This window comes from Pseudomonadales bacterium, assembly GCA_024234165.1.
Lineage (GTDB): Bacteria > Pseudomonadota > Gammaproteobacteria > Pseudomonadales > UBA5518 > UBA5518.
In genome coordinates, this window is record JACKOP010000002.1 from 260753 (window position 1) to 276607 (window position 15855).

The window sequence follows — 15855 nt, forward strand, 5'->3', positions numbered from 1 at the left end:
CCCACCGATGCGAAGGCGTCGCCACGCACCGATCAAGTCGACGCTCGAGAGCGTTTTGCAACACCCCCCGACGATCCGCAACGCAGTGAAGGAGTCACCATGAGCAAGAACAGCGCAAGCGATCGCCGCCATTCCGCCATCGTCGTCGACGGGATCCGCAAGGCACCGGCGCGCGCGATGCTGCGCGCGGTCGGCTTCGAAGACCGGGACTTCGCCATCCCGCAGGTCGGGATAGCCTCGACGTGGGGGCGTGTCACTCCCTGCAACATGCATATCAACGGCCTCGCCGACGAGGTCGCCAAAGGCGTCTACCTGGCAGGCAGCAAACCCGTGGTGTTCAACACCATCACGGTGTCGGATGGAATCGCCAACGGCACCGAAGGCATGAAGTATTCGCTGGTATCACGCGAGGTGATCGCCGATTCCATAGAAACCGTGGCCGGCTGCCAGGGCTTCGACGGACTGATCGCGATCGGCGGCTGCGACAAGAACATGCCCGGCTGTCTCATCGCGATGGCGCGCCTGAACCGTCCCTCGCTGTTCATATACGGCGGTACGATCCGCCCTGGCAGCAACCACACCGATATCGTCTCCGTATTCGAGGCCGTGGGCGCCAACGCGCGCGGTGATCTCAGCGAGGAGCAGGTCGCAGCGATCGAAAGAACCGCGATCCCTGGCCCCGGTTCGTGTGGCGGCATGTATACCGCCAACACGATGGCATCGGCGATCGAGGCACTTGGCATGAGCCTGCCGGGCAGCTCGGCACAGGAAGCGGTATCGGCCGAAAAGCACGCGGATTGCAGGCGTGCCGGGGCAGCGCTGCAGTGGTTGCTGCAGAACGACATCAAGCCAAGCGACATCATGACGCGCGAGGCTTTCGAGAACGCCATCACGGTGGTGATCGCGCTTGGCGGCTCGACCAACGCCGTGCTGCATCTGCTGGCGATGGCCGATGCGATCGGCGTACCGCTCTCGATCGACGACTTCACCGTGATCGGCAAACGCGTCCCGGTGCTCGCCGACCTGCGCCCGTCAGGCCGATACATGATGTCCGAGCTGATCGATATCGGCGGCATCGCACCGCTGATGAAGCGCCTGCTGGATCGCGGCCTGCTGCACGGTGACTGCCTCACCGTCAGCAGCAGGACGCTGGCGCAGAATCTGGCGTCGGTGTCGGACTACCCGCCGGGCCAGGACATCATCCTGCCGTTCGACCGGCCGCTGAAGGCGGACAGCCATCTGCGCATCCTGCACGGCAACCTGGCCCCCACGGGTGCGGTCGCCAAGATCTCCGGGAAGGAAGGCCTGCGCTTCAGCGGCAGGGCGCGTGTCTTCCATTCCGAAGAGGATTCGATGACCGCGATCCTGGACGGCAGCGTGGTCGCCGGCGATGTGGTGGTGATCCGCTACGAGGGCCCGAAGGGCGGCCCCGGCATGCGCGAAATGCTGTCACCCACCTCAGCGATCATGGGACGCGGCCTGGGCAACGCCGTGGCGCTGATCACCGATGGCCGTTTCTCCGGCGGCAGCCACGGTTTCGTGGTCGGTCATATCACACCGGAGGCGATGGTCGGTGGGCCGATTGCACTGGTCGAAAACGGTGACCTGATCACGATCGACGCCGAACGCGACCAGATCACGCTCGAGGTTCCCGAGCAGGAACTGCAACGCCGCCGTGCGGCCTGGCGGGCTCCCGAACCGCGCTACAAGCGCGGCGTACTGGCGAAATACGCGAAGACCGTGGGCTCGGCCTCCGAGGGCGCGATCACGGATTCCGCCTGAAGACGGAATCCGTGTGCGTACGGTTCAGCGCAGCCGCATGTCCACGCGTTCGATCAGACCGTCCGGCGCCGGATAGCCGATTGCGGCATCCTGCGGATACTCACCGGCGTACGAGCCGGTATCCACGCCGACATCGAAAGTCTCGTGGATCGAGAAGAACGCGGGCGGCGTCGCAGGCAGTCGATCCTCGGCCGCGACTGCGCCATCGACCTGAAGCTGCAGACGACCACCCTTGGCGTAGCCGCCACCGTCGTAGTCGAAATCGACCTGCAGCTCGTGCTGCCCCGGCGCCAGCGCCTGTGCACCCGCCAGTTCGACCGTCTTCAGATCGAACAGCCTGTACCGGAACACCGGCCGCCCCTGCCCGTCCAGATACAGCGACCAGCCGGCCGCCCTGCCGCCGATCGTCGCGACCACGCCGTGCGCGCCACGTGCAGGCACGTCGAGTGTCGCCTTCACGGTCCACGAGCGGTTCAACATCTGCGGCGCCCCGACCTCCGGAACGCCGACTGCTCCCGGGTAATAGCTGAACTCGCTGCGCCCGCGACTCAGGCTGGGCTGCGCAGGATCACCCATGCTCGGCCCCTGCAGCGGCAACACCTGGTTGGCAGCCGCCTCCTGCATGAACAGCTTCTTCAGCTTTTCGAGCCGCTGCGGCTCCTGCGCTGCCAGATCCCTCGATTGGGAATAATCGTGCTGCAGGTCGTAGAGCTCCCAGCGATCGTCCTCGAACGGCTTTTCTGCGGTCACTACCCCACGCGTCCACGGCAGCCGGTTATGGAAAGCCGACGCCATCCAGCCGTCGTGGTAGATGGCACGGTTGCCGAACACCTCGAAATACTGGGTTCGGTGCCGCTCCGGGGCGTTCACATCGGTGAAGCTGTAAACGAGACTGGTGCCATCCATGGGCTTCTGCCTGATCCCGTCGACCACTGCGGGCGCGGCAACGCCGGCCACCTCGAGAATCGTCGGCGCGATATCGTTCACATGGCCGAACTGGCTCCTCACCCCGCCCTTGTCGCGGATCTGTCTTGGCCAGGAAACGACCATCGGATTGCGCGTCCCACCCAGATGCGAGGCCACCGTCTTGGTCCACTGGAACGGCGAGTCCATCGCCCAGGCCCAGCCGACCGGATAATGCGCGTAGCTGTCCGCACTGCCGATGCGATCCAGTTGTTCGGCACTCGGCGGTGGCGGCTCCGGCAAACCCTGCAGCACACCCATGTAGTTGATGCTGCCGTAGAGACCACCCTCGGGCGAGGCGCCATTGTCACCGACGATATAGATGAACAGCGTGTTGTCGTACTCGCCACTGTCCTTCAGCGCCTGCAGCAGGCGGCCGACTTCATGGTCGGTGTGCGCCAGATAGCCTGCATAAACCTCCATCAGGCGCGCAGCCAGCTTCTTCTGCCGATCGTCCAGGCTGTCCCAGGCCGGCATGCCTTCGGGGCGCGGCGTGAGCACCGTATCCGCCGGCACGACACCAAGCTCCTTCTGGCGCGCGAGAATCTGCCCGCGCATCGCATCCCAGCCGGCGTCGAAGCGACCACGGTAGCGCTCGATCCATTCACGCGGTGCCTGCAACGGTGCATGCGTCGCGCCAGGCGCCAGATACACGAAGAACGGCTTGTCCGGGGTCAGCACGCGTTGCGCGTGCATCCAGCGGATGGCGTGGTCGACCAGATCCTGGGTCAGGTGATAGTCCGGATTCGCAGGACGCAGTACCGGGGTCGTTCCCTCGATCAGGGCTGGGGCGAATTCGTCGGTCTCACCGCCGATGAAGCCATAGAACTTTTCGAACCCCTGTCCGGTCGGCCAGCGGTCGAAGGGGCCGGACTGGGATATCTCCCAGTCCGGCGTCTGGTGCCATTTGCCAAACGCAGCCGTGCTGTAGCCGGCACGGCGCAGCAGCTCGGCTACCGGGGTCGCCTCCCGAATGTGCACGCCACGGTAGCCAGGCCGGCTGTCGGCAGTGTTCATCACCGCACCGATGCCTACCGCGTGTGCGTTGCGACCCGACAGCAGCGCTGCTCGCGTGGGCGAACAGATCGCCGTGGTGTGGAAGCGGTTGTAGCGCAAGCCGTCACGGGCCAGCGCGTCGAGCGTCGGTGTGTCGGCCGGTCCGCCGAAGGTCGAGGACGCACCGAAACCGACGTCATCGAGCAGCACCAGCACCACGTTCGGCGCTCCCGCCGGAGGTCTCGACTGCAATGGTGGTACCTGGGCGGCAGTAGTGGCATCGGCTGCACCGGCGGCTTCGGACGCCACGACGATTGCAAGCGATGCAGCAATCGCAAGCGCAGCGGCAAACAGCCGACGCACGCCACACAATGATCCAGCCCTGATCGAGTCCATCTGCAGCCCTCCCCGGTTCGCGATTCGCTCTGAACGTCAGCGTGACTGTACAACCGTTCGCCAGTTGATGAAACCGTGGCCAGGGATCCCTTTCGATGGGCTCCCGGGTCCAGGCATCACTCGAGACGCACCCAGACCTCGACGAGGCCGCTGGCGGGATACACCGCCCGCCGCGATTCCCTGCCGGGCACGGGCGTGATGGATCGCGTCGCGTACAGCAGTTCTTCCATCAGGTGCTGCAGCTCCATGCGCGCCAGTGGCGCACCGGGGCAGACGTGCACACCGGCACCGTAGAGCAGGTTCAGCACAGGATCCCGGTCCGGGAGAAATTCGTCCGGGTCACCGAACACGGCTTCATCCCGGTTTGCCGACGCCCACAGGATCGTGATGCGCTCGCCAGCGCCGATCTGTCGTCCGCCGATCTCCACCGGGCAAGTCGTGACACGACGGTTGGCAACGAGCGGCGCGTGGATGCGCAGGATCTCGTCGATTGCCGCAGGCAGCCGTACGGGCTCCATGCGCAGTTGCTGCTGCAGTTGCGGCCGTGCAGCCAGATAGTCGACCAGGATCCCCACCGCGGCGGCTATGGTTCCCAGTTCACCGGCGGTCCAGTTGCGCAGGATGCTGGCTATCTCCTCGTCGGTGAGCGCACGCCCCTCGACGCGCTCGTGCAGCAGGCGCGTCGTCACGTCGTCGGGTGCGGCAGCACCGAGTGCGCGTCGCCTGGCGAGAATCGCCCGGATGTAGCCATCGAACTCCTGCGCCAGCTTCGCGATGGCAGCGCGATCGCCGCTCGCACTCGCTGCCTGGCTGCGGCGCATCCAGCCGTCCAGCGGCTCAAGCACCGCCGGATTCCAGCCCATGAACGCACACTGGATGCGCAGCGCGAACGGGTGCGCGAGCCCTTCCATCAGCTCGATCTCGCCGCCGCGCTGCAGTGCGCTCACCCCTTCGCGCGCCACGCGCCGACACCCGGGTTCGAACGCGCGCATCGCGTCGGCGGCGAAGTATGGATCGATCAGACGCCGGAACGACGTATGGTGCGGCGGATCCATGCCGTTCGGCACCGACAGGTGGCTCGCGGACACGACGCTGCTGAAGCTGCGATGGTCCTCGAGCACGCGCATCACGTCGGCATGGCGCAACAGCGACCAGTGCTGGTTGTCGCTGTACGCCACCGGACAGCGCCGGCGCAGCGCATCGTAGGCCGCGATCTGGTCACGCTGCACCTCTTCACTGCACGGGTCCCAGTCGCGGGAGGGGGAATCGTTCATGGCGATGCAGGGTTCCTCGCTCGGTTTGCGGGGCACTCCCCGCTCGTGGCATCCAGTAGGCCACAGATCTGAGGCTGTCGCAAAAGCCCTTCGAGCATTGACATGACCGGCGCGTGCCAACGCCTTCGCATACAAATCCATGTCGGCATGAATGCCGACCTACGAACCGACAGATGCCGATGCAAATTCATGCCGGCATGAATGCCGACCTGCGAACCGACTGATGCCGATGCAGATCCATGCCGGCATGAATGCCGACCTGCGAACCGACTGATGCCGATGCAGATCCATGCCGGCATGAATGCCGACCTGGGAACCGACAGATGCCGATGCAGATCCATGCCGGCATGAATGCCGACCTACGAACCGACAGATGCCGATGCAGATCCATGCCGGCATGAATGCCGACCTGCGAATACGGGCTGACGTGGGTCGGGCTTCAGCCCGACGGATGTTCCGGGTGGGCGCTTGCCTCTGGTTCTAATCCTGCGCGCAAATGACTACACTCCCCCCGTCAATCTCCCAGGAGCTGTAACGACGATGGCCATCACCGACATTCGCCGCAGCACGAGCACCGCTCTGGATCCCGGAGCGGTGAAGGTTCTGCGCAATACCTACATGCTGCTCGCGATGACGCTGCTGTTCAGTGCGCTGACGGCGAGCGTCGCGATGGCGCTGGGGGTCCCGTACCTCGGGCTGTGGACGCTGCTGCCCTATTTCGTGCTGCTGTTCCTGGTCGAAAGGAACAAGAACTCGGCGCAGGGCCTGTTGTGGGTGTTCGCACTGACCGGCTGGCTCGGCTTCACGCTCGGCCCGATCCTGAGCCACTACATCGGCATCTCCGGCTTCGAACCGGTACTGCTCGCGCTCGGGGGCACCGCGCTGGTCTTCTTCGGGCTTTCGGGCTGGGTGCTCGCGACCCGCAAGGACTTCGGCTTCGCGACCGGATTTCTGGGCGTCGGCATGCTGGTCGCGTTCGTGGCGGCGATCGCGAACCATTTCCTGCAGATCCACGCACTGTCGCTCGTGATCAGTTGCATGTTCATGTTCCTGTCGTCGGGTCTGATCCTGTGGCAGACCAGCCAGATCATCCACGGCGGCGAGCGCAACTACATCTCCGCGACCGTGACGCTCTATGTGATGGTCTACAACCTGTTCTCGGTGCTGCTTGGCCTGCTCGGCGGCAGCAACGAATGAGCCGTGAACACTTCCGGACCGGACGGCCCCTGCGAGGGGCCGTTTCGTTTGTGCGCAGATGATCTTTGCCCTGCTCGTCCACGACGCCCCGGTCGGCCGGCATTCGAGCCAGGCCGCGTACCGTTTTGCACACGAGCTGCTCGCGTCCGGGCACGCACTGTTTCGCGTGTTCTTCTTTGCAGACGGGGTGCACAACAGCACGCGACTGAACATCAGCCAGGGCAACGAGACCGACCTGCCGTTGCTGTGGAGCCGGCTTGCTGCGGAGCACGGCGTGGATCTGGTGAGCTGCGTCGGCTCGGCACTTCGCCGTGGCATCATCGACCCGGTGCAGGCGCGCCAGCACGGCATCGACGCCGCGAGCCTTCGCGAAGGTTTCGAACTGTCGGGGCTGGGTCAACTGGTCGAGGCGAGCATCCGTTGTGACCGCATCGTGGTGTTCGGCGGATGACCACGACCACGCCTGATCGCAGCGTGCTGGTCGTATGCCGCAGCGCACCGTATGGCGGTTCGCGGGCGCACGACGCAATCGACCTCGCGATGGCATTCGCGGCCTTCGATCAGCCGGTGACCCTGCTCTTCCTCGGTGAGGGCGTATTCACACTCTCAGCCGCACAGCAGCCACCGGCGGGCACGCGCCACCTCGGCAAGCTGCTCGGCACGCTGGCCGACTACGGTATCGAGGACGTTTACGTCGACGCAGCAGCCCTTGCCACACGCGGACTCGATGCCTGCTCGCTGGAACTCGCGGCCACACCCGCGCACGAGATCACGCTGCGCGAACTGTTCACCACTCACCAGCGTGTGATCACTGTCTGAAGTAACGATGACGCTGCATATCCTGTTCGAATCACCGTTCACCGGGCACTGTCTCGACGAGTGCCGGCGCGTGGTGCAGAGCGGCGACGCGCTGCTGCTCGTGGGCAACGGGGTCTACGCGCTGCTTGGGGCACAGGCAGCGATACTCACCGCGCTGCGCGCCGCCGGAGTCGAGGTGTGCGCACTCGCCGAGGACTGCGCCGCACGCGGCATCGACGTGCACGCCACGGACGGCGTCACGACACTCGACTACGCTGGCTTCGTCGACCTCGCGCTGGCGCACGAACGCAGCGCATCGTGGTTCTGAGATGTCGCTTCCCGCGCTCGATGCGCACGGCTTTCTGCTCGATCGTGACACCTGGAACAAGGACGTCGCCCGGGAGCTCGCGGCAGAAGAAGGCGTGAGGCTGACGCCAGCACACTGGGAGATCCTGTACCTGCTGCGTGAATACCATGTGACGCATGAACACGCACCGGCGATGCGGGCGCTGGTCGGTCTGGTGCGCCGCCGTCTCGGGCACGACAAGGGCAGCAGCCTGTACCTGTTGCAACTGTTTCCGGGCAGCCCGGCACGCATCGCGACACGCATCGCCGGGTTGCCAAAACCGGAGCATTGCCTTTGAACACGCAGGCTGCGTATACACAGCAGCTCGACGCCAAGATCGCGACACTGCATGAGCTGCTTGCAGGACTCGACACTCCGGAGCCCGAAGTCTTCGGCTCTGCACACCGCCATTACCGCCAGCGTGCGGAATTCCGCTTCTGGCATGCCGGAGCCGACGGCTTCTACGCGATGTTCGATCCGGCCACACCACGCGAGCCGGTACGCGTCGACTCATTCCCGGCGGCATCGCAGCGCATCAACGCACTGATGGTGTCACTGCGCGGCGCGGTACTGGCTTCGCCGGAGCTGAAATCCGGACTGTTCCAGGTCGAGTTCCTCGATACGCTGGCCGGAGAAACCCTGCTGACCCTGATCTACCACCGCCGGCTCGACGTGGCGTGGGAGGCGGCGGCCGGTGTACTGGCCAGGTGCCTCGACGTGCGCATCGTGGGGCGCTCGCGCAAGCAGCGCATCACGGTCGGCGAGGATTTCGTGACCGAACGCCTGCAGCTCGACGGGCGCGAGTTCGTGTTGCGTCAACCCGAGGGTTGTTTCACGCAACCGAACGCCGAGGTCAACCGGTCGATGCTCGCGTGGGCGCGAGCTGCGTGCGTGCAAAACGACGGCGGACTGGTCGAGCTCTATTGCGGCATCGGCAACTTCACGGTTGCCGTCGCGGAACACTTCGAGAACGTGCTCGCTACCGAGATCAACAAGGTTGCGATCGCTGCGGCAACGCACAATCTTGCTGCAAACGGCATCGACAACACCTTCATCGCTCGACTTTCCAGCGAGGAGACTGCGGCCGCACTGGCGCGTACGCGGCCGTTCCGTCGCCTGCAGGGTTTCGATCTGGACGATTTCGCGGCGCGCACTGTGCTGGTCGACCCGCCACGCGCAGGGCTCGATCCACGCACACTGGCGCTGGTCGCAGGTTTCGACAGGATCATCTACATCTCGTGCAATCCGCACACCTTGCAGCAGAACCTGTGGGCGCTGGCGGGTACGCACCGCATCGAACGCTTCGCGGCATTCGACCAGTTTCCGTACACCCCGCACCTCGAGTGCGGCGTGAGTCTGGGTCGCCGTACCGCGCCGGTTCAGTAGACCGCGAGTCCGTGCTTCAGCAAACGCCGCGGCAGCACATCGTCGAGGCGCGAGAGATCCTCGTGGTCAATCTCGAGCAACTTCAGCCCGTGACGCTCGTAGACCGCCTTCTTTTCCAGCTTCGCACCGAGTTGTCCGGGTGCCGACTCGTCTCCCCAGTACTCGATATAGAGGTGCAGCGACGGCAGGTAGAAATCACTGCGGTAGTCACCTTCGACCGGCAAACGGCGCCCGCAGGCGTGCGCGATCTCGGACATGTACAACCAGTGACAGATCATCAGCGCCGCCTTGCTGTACAGCACATGACCGTCGAGCGCCCGTAACCCCTTGCCTCCCTCGACGCGGATCTCGCGTTCCGGATCACCGAACAGGTCTCCCTCGGTAGCCTCGCCGAGGTGCTCGTAGGCGTGGATGATGCGCAGGTTGTCGGTCAACACCGGATTGCCGCTCAGCGTCGCCGGCCAGCGCACATAGGGCACACCGGTATCCGGATACTCTTCCTGCACTCCACCGAGCAGCTTGCCGCGCGCTGTGAGCTCCCACCCCTTGACGCCCTTGCAGATCCAGCCCAGTTCGAGCAGCAACAGATTGGTCTGGCGCGCCGACAATCCGACGCGCAAGCCCAGGGCAGCGGCGGTCAGCAGCGCGTGCTCGACACCGGTGCGGAACAGACGATGCTCCAGCACCTGTTCGGGCCAGCCGATGTAGGTACCGAAGCGCTCGCTGTTCAGATACTTCCCGCCCTCGAATTCCCCCTTGCGCGTGAGCCGCCACTGCTCTCCATGGCGCACGATCCAGCCATTCTCGGCCAGCAATGCGAACAGTTCCCGACTGGGTATATTGAGGCGACGTGCGAGCGCTGATCCGGACAGGTATTGGTCGGTCTGTTGCACCGTTTTCAGCTCTCCAGTTGTCCACAGATTCTGTGGATAAGTCTGGGCACAAGTTCTGAGTATGGGGCGCCGTGCCGCATGGTCGCTGGGTTTGCCTCAGATTGATCAAATAATAATCAAATCTAGTTTTTCTTTTTATTATCAGTATGTTACATCGTTTTTCTAATGTGTATTTTCAGCTAGACGTCGCATTTGTGAAGTTTCAACGTCGCATGTTGACTCACCTGCCGCAATGTGCATAACAGTCGGCTCAGGTGTTTGCCGCAAGCGTTGCGGCGTAGCGTTGCGCCAACGCACGGTAAAGCGCCACCTCGTAGTCCGGGCGTCCGGCATCGAGTGTACCGAGCAACTCGTAAAGGTGTTCGTTGTCCTCGCGACCCTGCCAGGACTTACGATAAGTGCCCTGCTGGTAGCCGTGATCCTGACGGAAGAAATTCAGTACGTTCTTGCCGACGTAGGCGACGAAGAGTTCATCGAGGTTCATTTCGGCAGCCTGCAGCAGCGACCAGAAATGACCGATCGCGAAACGGCGTTCGACCAGAGCGCTGGCGGCGAGCGCCTCGACCGCTTCGCACAGCTCCAGCGAGCGAGGCGACTCGGCACGCAGTTCCTCGAGCATTGCTGCGGCGATCGTGGTCGGCGTGTTGCTGCCATCGAAGCGCATGCTCATCCCGAAATGCCAGATATCGACGATCTCGAGTCGCACATGTTCCCAGGCCGGCTGCTGGTGCTTCCACCACTTGTAGCCGTAGTGCTCGATGAGTTCGCCGCACTCGATCCACAGCGCGCGATACCATGCAAAACGCTGTGCGATCCAGTCCGGATGGACCTTGCGGTTCATGCGGTCCTGCATTTCGAGCATCGTCGTCAACTGTTGCAGCATCAGCGCAAATCCTGTTTGCAAAGACTGGTACCCAAGCGCGCAGGAAATGCTAGCACAGGGCTTGTCGCAGGCAGGCATCGGCTTGCCTATATTGCTGTATTTTTATACAGTATTAGCCATGAATCCTCTGCTCCAGGCACTGCTCGCCCGTCCCGACGTGTGGCAGGCGTCGCACCCCCGCCCGTCCGATCCGGAGCCGACGGGCGCAACGGTGCTGCCCAGCGGTCACGCCTCACTCGATGCGGTGCTGTACCGCGGCGGCTGGCCGCGTGCGGCACTCACCGAACTGCTGGGCAGCACCTGGGGTATCGGCGAGATCCAGCTCCTCGCACCACTGCTGGCACGTTGCAGCAGCGGAACACGGCGACTGTTCTTTCTGGATCCACCTCACCTGCCGTATGCACCGGCGCTGTCCACGCACGGCATCCGGCTGGAAGCTGCACTGCTGGTGCAGTCTGGATCCGGCAACGACGCATTGTGGTGCGCAGAACAGATCCTGCGCTCCGGAGCGGCATCGTGCCTGCTGGCATGGCTGCCCGAGGCGCGACTCGCGAATTACGCCACCCTGCGCCGACTGCAGCTTGCCGCGCAGGCCGGCGATGTCACAGCGTTCATGTTCCGGCCACCACGGGCGGCGCGCGAACCCTCACCGGCCGCACTGCGGATCACGCTGCGTGCCGCCGGCGCACATCTCGAACTCGCCATCCTGAAGCAACGCGGCGGACGATCCGGGCAGCAGCTCGTGCTCGCACGTGATGCGGCGCTGCTGCAATGAGGTGCACATGCTCTGGCTGCACCTCGAATTTCCACTGCTGGCACTCGAGCTCTTCACACGCGATCTTCCCGCGGACGAACGCCCGCTGGCCGTGGTCGAACAGCAACGCGTGCTGTGCCACGACGCTCGCGCAGGCACCTGCGGAGTCCGCGCAGGAATCTCGATCAGTACCGCACGGGCGCTGTGCCCCTCATTGCGCACCATCGAGCACCAGCCCACACACGAAGCGGCAGCATTGCTCGAGCTGGCCGACTGGAGTCACCGTTTCACCTCGCTGTCGAGTCGTGTCCCACCCACCGGACTGCTGCTCGAAGTGGGCGCCAGTCTGCGCCTGTTCGGTGGCCCTGCGTCATTGCTGCAGCAGGTGGAGGAGCAACTGCGCGAGCGCGGCTACACGCACCGCAGCGGCCTTGCACCAACTCCGGCCGGTGCCGGATTGCTGGCACGTGCGCAGCCCTGCAGCCACGTCGACATTCCGCACTGGTGCGTGAACGGCGATCTCGCGGCTTTCCGCACCTGTCTGGATGCGTTGCCACTGGGGCTGCTCGAGCTGGCGGAATCGCAACACCAGCGCCTGCGCAGAATGGGTTTCAAGCGCATCGGCGAACTTCTCGCGCTACCGCGTGCAGCGCTCGGCAAACGCTTCGGGAACGAATTCCTGCAGCGTCTGGCACGTCTTGCAGGAGAACTCGCCGACCCGCGACCAGCGCACCGTCCTCGTGAGTTCTTTCTTGCCGAGCGCGCGTTCCCCGAGCCGCTGCACCACTGCGCGGCGCTGCTGTTTCCGATGCAGCGCATGCTGCGCGAACTCGGCGACTTTCTCGAACGTCGCCAGGCCCACTGCCAACGCCTGCTGTGGCAACTGCGTGACGGCTCGGGCCAGACGCTGGAGCTCGCACTCGCCTGTTCGCTGCAACGGCACGATCACGCCGCCCTTCTCGAGCTCACGCGCCTGCGACTCGACAGCGTACGCTTCGCCGGGACGGTGGAATCGCTGACCCTGTCGTGTCGGGATTTCGTGCCCACACCGCAGCACAACGCCACACTGTTCGGTGCAGCCGGGCAAAACGAAACTCATGCGGCGCTTGCCGCACTGCTCGATCGGCTCGCACTGCGATTGGGAGAGAAGCACGTCATCGGGCTTGGTCTCGCTGACGCCCATCTGCCGGAACTGGCATGGTGCGCCGCACACCAGGGCAACAGCGTCCACTCCGCATCGCCACCGCCCGGACAACGCCCAACGTGGTTGCTGTACGAACCGCAACCACTGGCTGGCGACACTCGCGACCTGCGTTGCGATGGTCGCCGGCTGCAACTGCTGCGCGGACCTGAACGCATCGAGACCGGGTGGTGGAGCAGGGAAGCGCGTCGTGATTACTTCGTCGCCCGGCGCGAGCACGACGGCGCACTGTGCTGGATATTCCGCGACTGCAGGAACCAGCGCTGGTTCCTGCAGGGTTTCTTCGGCTGAGCTCGAACGCGCATCGTTGCCCCATGCACTCAGTACGGTCCGGTCTTGCGCACGAGGATGGCGAGGTTCTCGATTTCCTGCCGCACGGGATCGTCATCCGGTGCGCGCAGCGCCCGCTCCAGATCCAGGCAGCAACCCGCAAGCTCGCCCTCGGTGAACATCCGTGCCACACCAAGCAACTGATGCGCGATGTCGACCGCCACCGATCGCTCGCCCGCCTCCGCCGCGCTGCACGTCGCGTCGAACAGCCGGGCAATCTCCTGCACCACCTCGGCATCTGCGATGCCTGCACGGCTCACCACCCGCCATCCACGATCGGCCCGGGCATGGCAGGCGAGCACATCGAGCAACCGCGCAATATCGAGCGGCTTGTAGAGCACGGCACGCACTCCAGCCTCGGCAAGTGCGTGCTCCTCGCTCCCGATCACGTTCGCGGTCAACGCATAGACCGGCAGCGCGGGAAAGCGATCGCGCACGCAGCCTGCGAGAGCCACTCCGTCCATACCCGGCATATGCACGTCGGCGAGCATCACGTCCGGGTGCTGCCGCTCGAGCAGTTCCAGCGCTGCGGCACCACTTCGAGCCTCGCTGACACGCACGCCAAGCGTGCGCAACTGCGTGGCGATCATGCGCAGGTTCAGCGCGTTGTCCTCCACCACCAGGCAATGCGAGGCCAGTGCACGCTCGCCATCATCCGAAAACTCACCGCAACGGCTCACGACGACGCGACCGGCATTGCCGCTGCCCTGCAGACACGCAGCAAGCAGTTCGCGACGCCGCAACGGCAGCGACACCACATTGTGGCAATGACGGCTGCGGGCAGCATCGACATCGGCAACGGCTTCGATCCGCTGCAGTTGCACCAGCGAAACGGATGCCGGCAGCACGTCCTCGCACGCCTCGGTCTGCGACTCGCCGAGCAACAGGCACAGATCCGGCACCCATGCATCCGTTCCCGCAACGACCACGGACAGCGCACGAGCGTCGACGAATTCCCGCAACTCGAAGCAATCACCGAGGTAATCACGCAGCGCCACGAGGTGCGGGTTGCCAGGACTGCTTGCCAGCGCCACGCGCAGACGCGGCAGCGGTACCGCTGCGGCTGCACCGCATCCCGGCAGCGCGAGCGGCAAGCGCACCGTGACCCGGGTCCCCTCGCCCGGATGGCTCTGCAGATCGATCTGCCCGCCGAGTGCGCGCACCAGGCTCGCGGCAATCGACAGACCCAGGCCGCTGCCGCCGAAGCGCCGCGTCACGCTCTCGTCACCTTGCACGAACGGACGGAACAGTTGCGGTACTGCCTCGGATGCGATGCCGATGCCCGTGTCGACCACCACCACACGCAGCATGGCGTCGTCCTCGATGCCTGCCTGCACGGTCACGCTGCCCACCGGGGTGAACTTGATCGCGTTGCTGATCAGGTTCGTGAGCACCTGCGACAGGCGCAGCGAATCGCCGATCACGCAACACGGCAATCCGGTGACGACGTGGCACACGATGTCGAGTCTCTTGGCATGAGCCGCCGGTGCCTGCATCCGGACCACGTCCTCGATGCATGCCTCGAGGTCGAACTCGCGTTGCTCGAATCGCAGCGAACCCTCTTCCAGCTTGACGAAGGTGAGGATGTCGTCGACCGTCGCGACCAGGATCTGCGATGCCTGTTCGAGTGTGCGATAGAAATCCGCGCGCTGTGCCTCGCTGCGTGATTGCTGCATCAGCCGCGCATAGCCGGTGACGGTGGCCAGCGGTGTGCGCAGCTCATGACTCATGCGCGCCAGGAACAGATCCTTGGCACGCGCGGCCGACTCTGCCCGCTCCAGCGCGATGTCGAGCGCGCGGTTGCGCTGTTCACGCTCGATCAATGTCAGCGACAACTCGATCGTCGCCTCGTCGACACGTCGGTTCAACTCGAGGCTGGATGCCTCGACCCGATCTGCCATCGCATTGATTCCCTGTTCGAGTTCGCGCAGTTCACCGGACCCCGATGGAACCGTGCGCGTACCGAGTTCACCGTTCTGGATCCGCGCCACCACCGTCGACAGATGCTGCATCGGTATGGTCAGGCGGCGCGAGAAGCGCGCAGTCGCCAGCCAGGCAACCAGCAGGGCGCCGAAGGTGATCAACGCGCCATCGCGCAGCATCGCACGCTGGATCACGCCCAGGCGTCGCGGGTCCAGCGACAGCAACACCGTGCCGACCGGCTGCGGAGACACGACGGTCGGGCCACCGAGTTCCGTATTGCTGGCGGACGAACCGGAGCCGAACTGCACCGTGCGCGTGAATACGTAGCGCGATGCCTCGTCGCGACAACCCCCGCTGCCGGCGCAGCGCTGCAGCCTGGCGACTTCGCGCGCATTGCCGGCCGCAGCAAGCAGCCGCCCGTCGGCATCAAGAAACAGCCTTGCCGCGACCGTGTCCCCTTCGCTCAGGTTGCTCGCGGCGAGCCGCCGCAACGTCTCGACGTCACCGACCATCAGCGCCAACGAACCGGCGTCGGCCAGGTAGCGCACATCGTGCTCGCCGCGCGCAATCAGCCCGGCACGGGCATCACGCACCCGCAATGTGGTGTGCCACACGCTGAGCGCCAGCGAGGGCAGCAGCATCGGGACGAGGATCGTCAGCAGCATGATCGAACGGATACTGAGCCTCATGGTCCACCGGTGCGTGCTTCGGGGCCCTCGACCGTAACCGGGCT

The 15855-nt window shown here is 64.8% G+C and carries 14 protein-coding genes; 9 read left to right on the plus strand and 5 right to left on the minus strand.

The genetic code is table 11. The features are described from left to right. Window positions 1-99 precede the first annotated feature (99 nt). Window positions 100-1782, plus strand: a complete 1683-nt coding sequence (ilvD, locus tag H7A12_06930) for a dihydroxy-acid dehydratase (protein ID MCP5320542.1) — start codon at window positions 100-102, stop codon at window positions 1780-1782. A 24-nt stretch (window positions 1783-1806) separates the two neighbouring features. On the opposite strand, the gene H7A12_06935 is transcribed toward ilvD, so the two are convergent. Both H7A12_06935 and H7A12_06940 read right to left on the minus strand, forming a co-directional pair. Then, the gene (locus H7A12_06935) at window positions 1807-4137 is read right to left on the minus strand and encodes an arylsulfatase (GenBank protein MCP5320543.1); all 2331 of its coding nucleotides are present in this window, start codon (window positions 4135-4137) and stop codon (window positions 1807-1809) included. Between the two features lie 116 nt (window positions 4138-4253). After that, entirely contained in the window at window positions 4254-5411 is a 1158-nt protein-coding gene (locus tag H7A12_06940; GenBank protein ID MCP5320544.1) for a cytochrome P450, read from the minus strand. Between the two features lie 540 nt (window positions 5412-5951). Here H7A12_06940 and H7A12_06945 point away from each other — a divergent pair. From H7A12_06945 to trmA, 6 genes are read left to right on the plus strand one after another with little or no spacing between them, the layout of a single operon-like run. Continuing rightward, window positions 5952-6608 carry a Bax inhibitor-1/YccA family protein gene (locus H7A12_06945; protein ID MCP5320545.1) on the plus strand — a complete coding sequence of 219 codons (657 nt, stop codon included), beginning with the start codon at window positions 5952-5954 and terminating at the stop codon, window positions 6606-6608. Between the two features lie 58 nt (window positions 6609-6666). Continuing rightward, a complete protein-coding gene (gene tusD / locus H7A12_06950) occupies window positions 6667-7059 on the plus strand; it encodes a sulfurtransferase complex subunit TusD (protein ID MCP5320546.1) in 393 nt (130 codons plus the stop codon). Further along, the gene (locus H7A12_06955) at window positions 7056-7427 is read left to right on the plus strand and encodes a DsrE family protein (GenBank protein ID MCP5320547.1); all 372 of its coding nucleotides are present in this window, start codon (window positions 7056-7058) and stop codon (window positions 7425-7427) included. The genes tusD and H7A12_06955 overlap by 4 nt, the downstream gene beginning before the upstream one ends. A gap of 7 nt (window positions 7428-7434) precedes the next feature. Further along, window positions 7435-7734, plus strand: a complete 300-nt coding sequence (gene dsrH / locus H7A12_06960; GenBank protein ID MCP5320548.1) for a sulfurtransferase complex subunit TusB — start codon at window positions 7435-7437, stop codon at window positions 7732-7734. A gap of 1 nt (window position 7735) precedes the next feature. Continuing rightward, a complete protein-coding gene (locus tag H7A12_06965; protein MCP5320549.1) occupies window positions 7736-8050 on the plus strand; it encodes a TusE/DsrC/DsvC family sulfur relay protein in 315 nt (104 codons plus the stop codon). Further along, the gene (gene trmA / locus H7A12_06970; protein MCP5320550.1) at window positions 8041-9138 is read left to right on the plus strand and encodes a tRNA (uridine(54)-C5)-methyltransferase TrmA; all 1098 of its coding nucleotides are present in this window, start codon (window positions 8041-8043) and stop codon (window positions 9136-9138) included. Before H7A12_06965 ends, trmA begins: the two co-directional genes overlap by 10 nt. Here trmA and H7A12_06975 read toward each other — a convergent pair. Together H7A12_06975 and H7A12_06980 are read right to left on the minus strand one after the other, a co-directional pair. Further along, the gene (locus tag H7A12_06975; GenBank protein ID MCP5320551.1) at window positions 9132-10031 is read right to left on the minus strand and encodes a hypothetical protein; all 900 of its coding nucleotides are present in this window, start codon (window positions 10029-10031) and stop codon (window positions 9132-9134) included. The genes trmA and H7A12_06975 overlap by 7 nt on opposite strands. Before the next feature lie 250 nt (window positions 10032-10281). Beyond that, on the minus strand, window positions 10282-10914 hold the full coding sequence (locus H7A12_06980; protein ID MCP5320552.1) for a dUTP diphosphatase: 633 nt from the start codon (window positions 10912-10914) through the stop codon (window positions 10282-10284). A gap of 118 nt (window positions 10915-11032) precedes the next feature. On the opposite strand from H7A12_06980, the gene imuA reads away from it, so the two are divergent. After that, window positions 11033-11689, plus strand: coding sequence for a translesion DNA synthesis-associated protein ImuA (imuA, locus tag H7A12_06985; protein MCP5320553.1), 657 nt, complete (start codon window positions 11033-11035; stop codon window positions 11687-11689). A gap of 7 nt (window positions 11690-11696) precedes the next feature. After that, entirely contained in the window at window positions 11697-13160 is a 1464-nt protein-coding gene (locus tag H7A12_06990) for a DNA polymerase Y family protein (protein ID MCP5320554.1), read from the plus strand. A gap of 29 nt (window positions 13161-13189) precedes the next feature. Here the strand turns inward: H7A12_06990 and H7A12_06995 are convergent, their stop codons facing one another. Beyond that, on the minus strand, window positions 13190-15811 hold the full coding sequence (locus tag H7A12_06995; GenBank protein MCP5320555.1) for a response regulator: 2622 nt from the start codon (window positions 15809-15811) through the stop codon (window positions 13190-13192). Window positions 15812-15855: the final 44 nt, after the last annotated feature.

Excerpts from the sequence above, each read along its gene's own strand:
- ilvD (MCP5320542.1), top strand. The coding sequence starts at position 100 with ATGAGCAAGAACAGCGCAAGCGATCGCCGCCATTCCGCCATCGTCGTC.
- H7A12_06935 (MCP5320543.1), bottom strand. The coding sequence starts at position 4,137 with ATGGACTCGATCAGGGCTGGATCATTGTGTGGCGTGCGTCGGCTGTTT.
- H7A12_06940 (MCP5320544.1), bottom strand. The coding sequence starts at position 5,411 with ATGAACGATTCCCCCTCCCGCGACTGGGACCCGTGCAGTGAAGAGGTG.
- H7A12_06945 (MCP5320545.1), top strand. The coding sequence starts at position 5,952 with ATGGCCATCACCGACATTCGCCGCAGCACGAGCACCGCTCTGGATCCC.
- tusD (MCP5320546.1), top strand. The coding sequence starts at position 6,667 with ATGATCTTTGCCCTGCTCGTCCACGACGCCCCGGTCGGCCGGCATTCG.
- H7A12_06955 (MCP5320547.1), top strand. The coding sequence starts at position 7,056 with ATGACCACGACCACGCCTGATCGCAGCGTGCTGGTCGTATGCCGCAGC.
- dsrH (MCP5320548.1), top strand. The coding sequence starts at position 7,435 with ATGACGCTGCATATCCTGTTCGAATCACCGTTCACCGGGCACTGTCTC.
- H7A12_06965 (MCP5320549.1), top strand. The coding sequence starts at position 7,736 with ATGTCGCTTCCCGCGCTCGATGCGCACGGCTTTCTGCTCGATCGTGAC.
- H7A12_06980 (MCP5320552.1), bottom strand. The coding sequence starts at position 10,914 with ATGCTGCAACAGTTGACGACGATGCTCGAAATGCAGGACCGCATGAAC.
- imuA (MCP5320553.1), top strand. The coding sequence starts at position 11,033 with ATGAATCCTCTGCTCCAGGCACTGCTCGCCCGTCCCGACGTGTGGCAG.
- H7A12_06990 (MCP5320554.1), top strand. The coding sequence starts at position 11,697 with ATGCTCTGGCTGCACCTCGAATTTCCACTGCTGGCACTCGAGCTCTTC.
- H7A12_06995 (MCP5320555.1), bottom strand. The coding sequence starts at position 15,811 with ATGAGGCTCAGTATCCGTTCGATCATGCTGCTGACGATCCTCGTCCCG.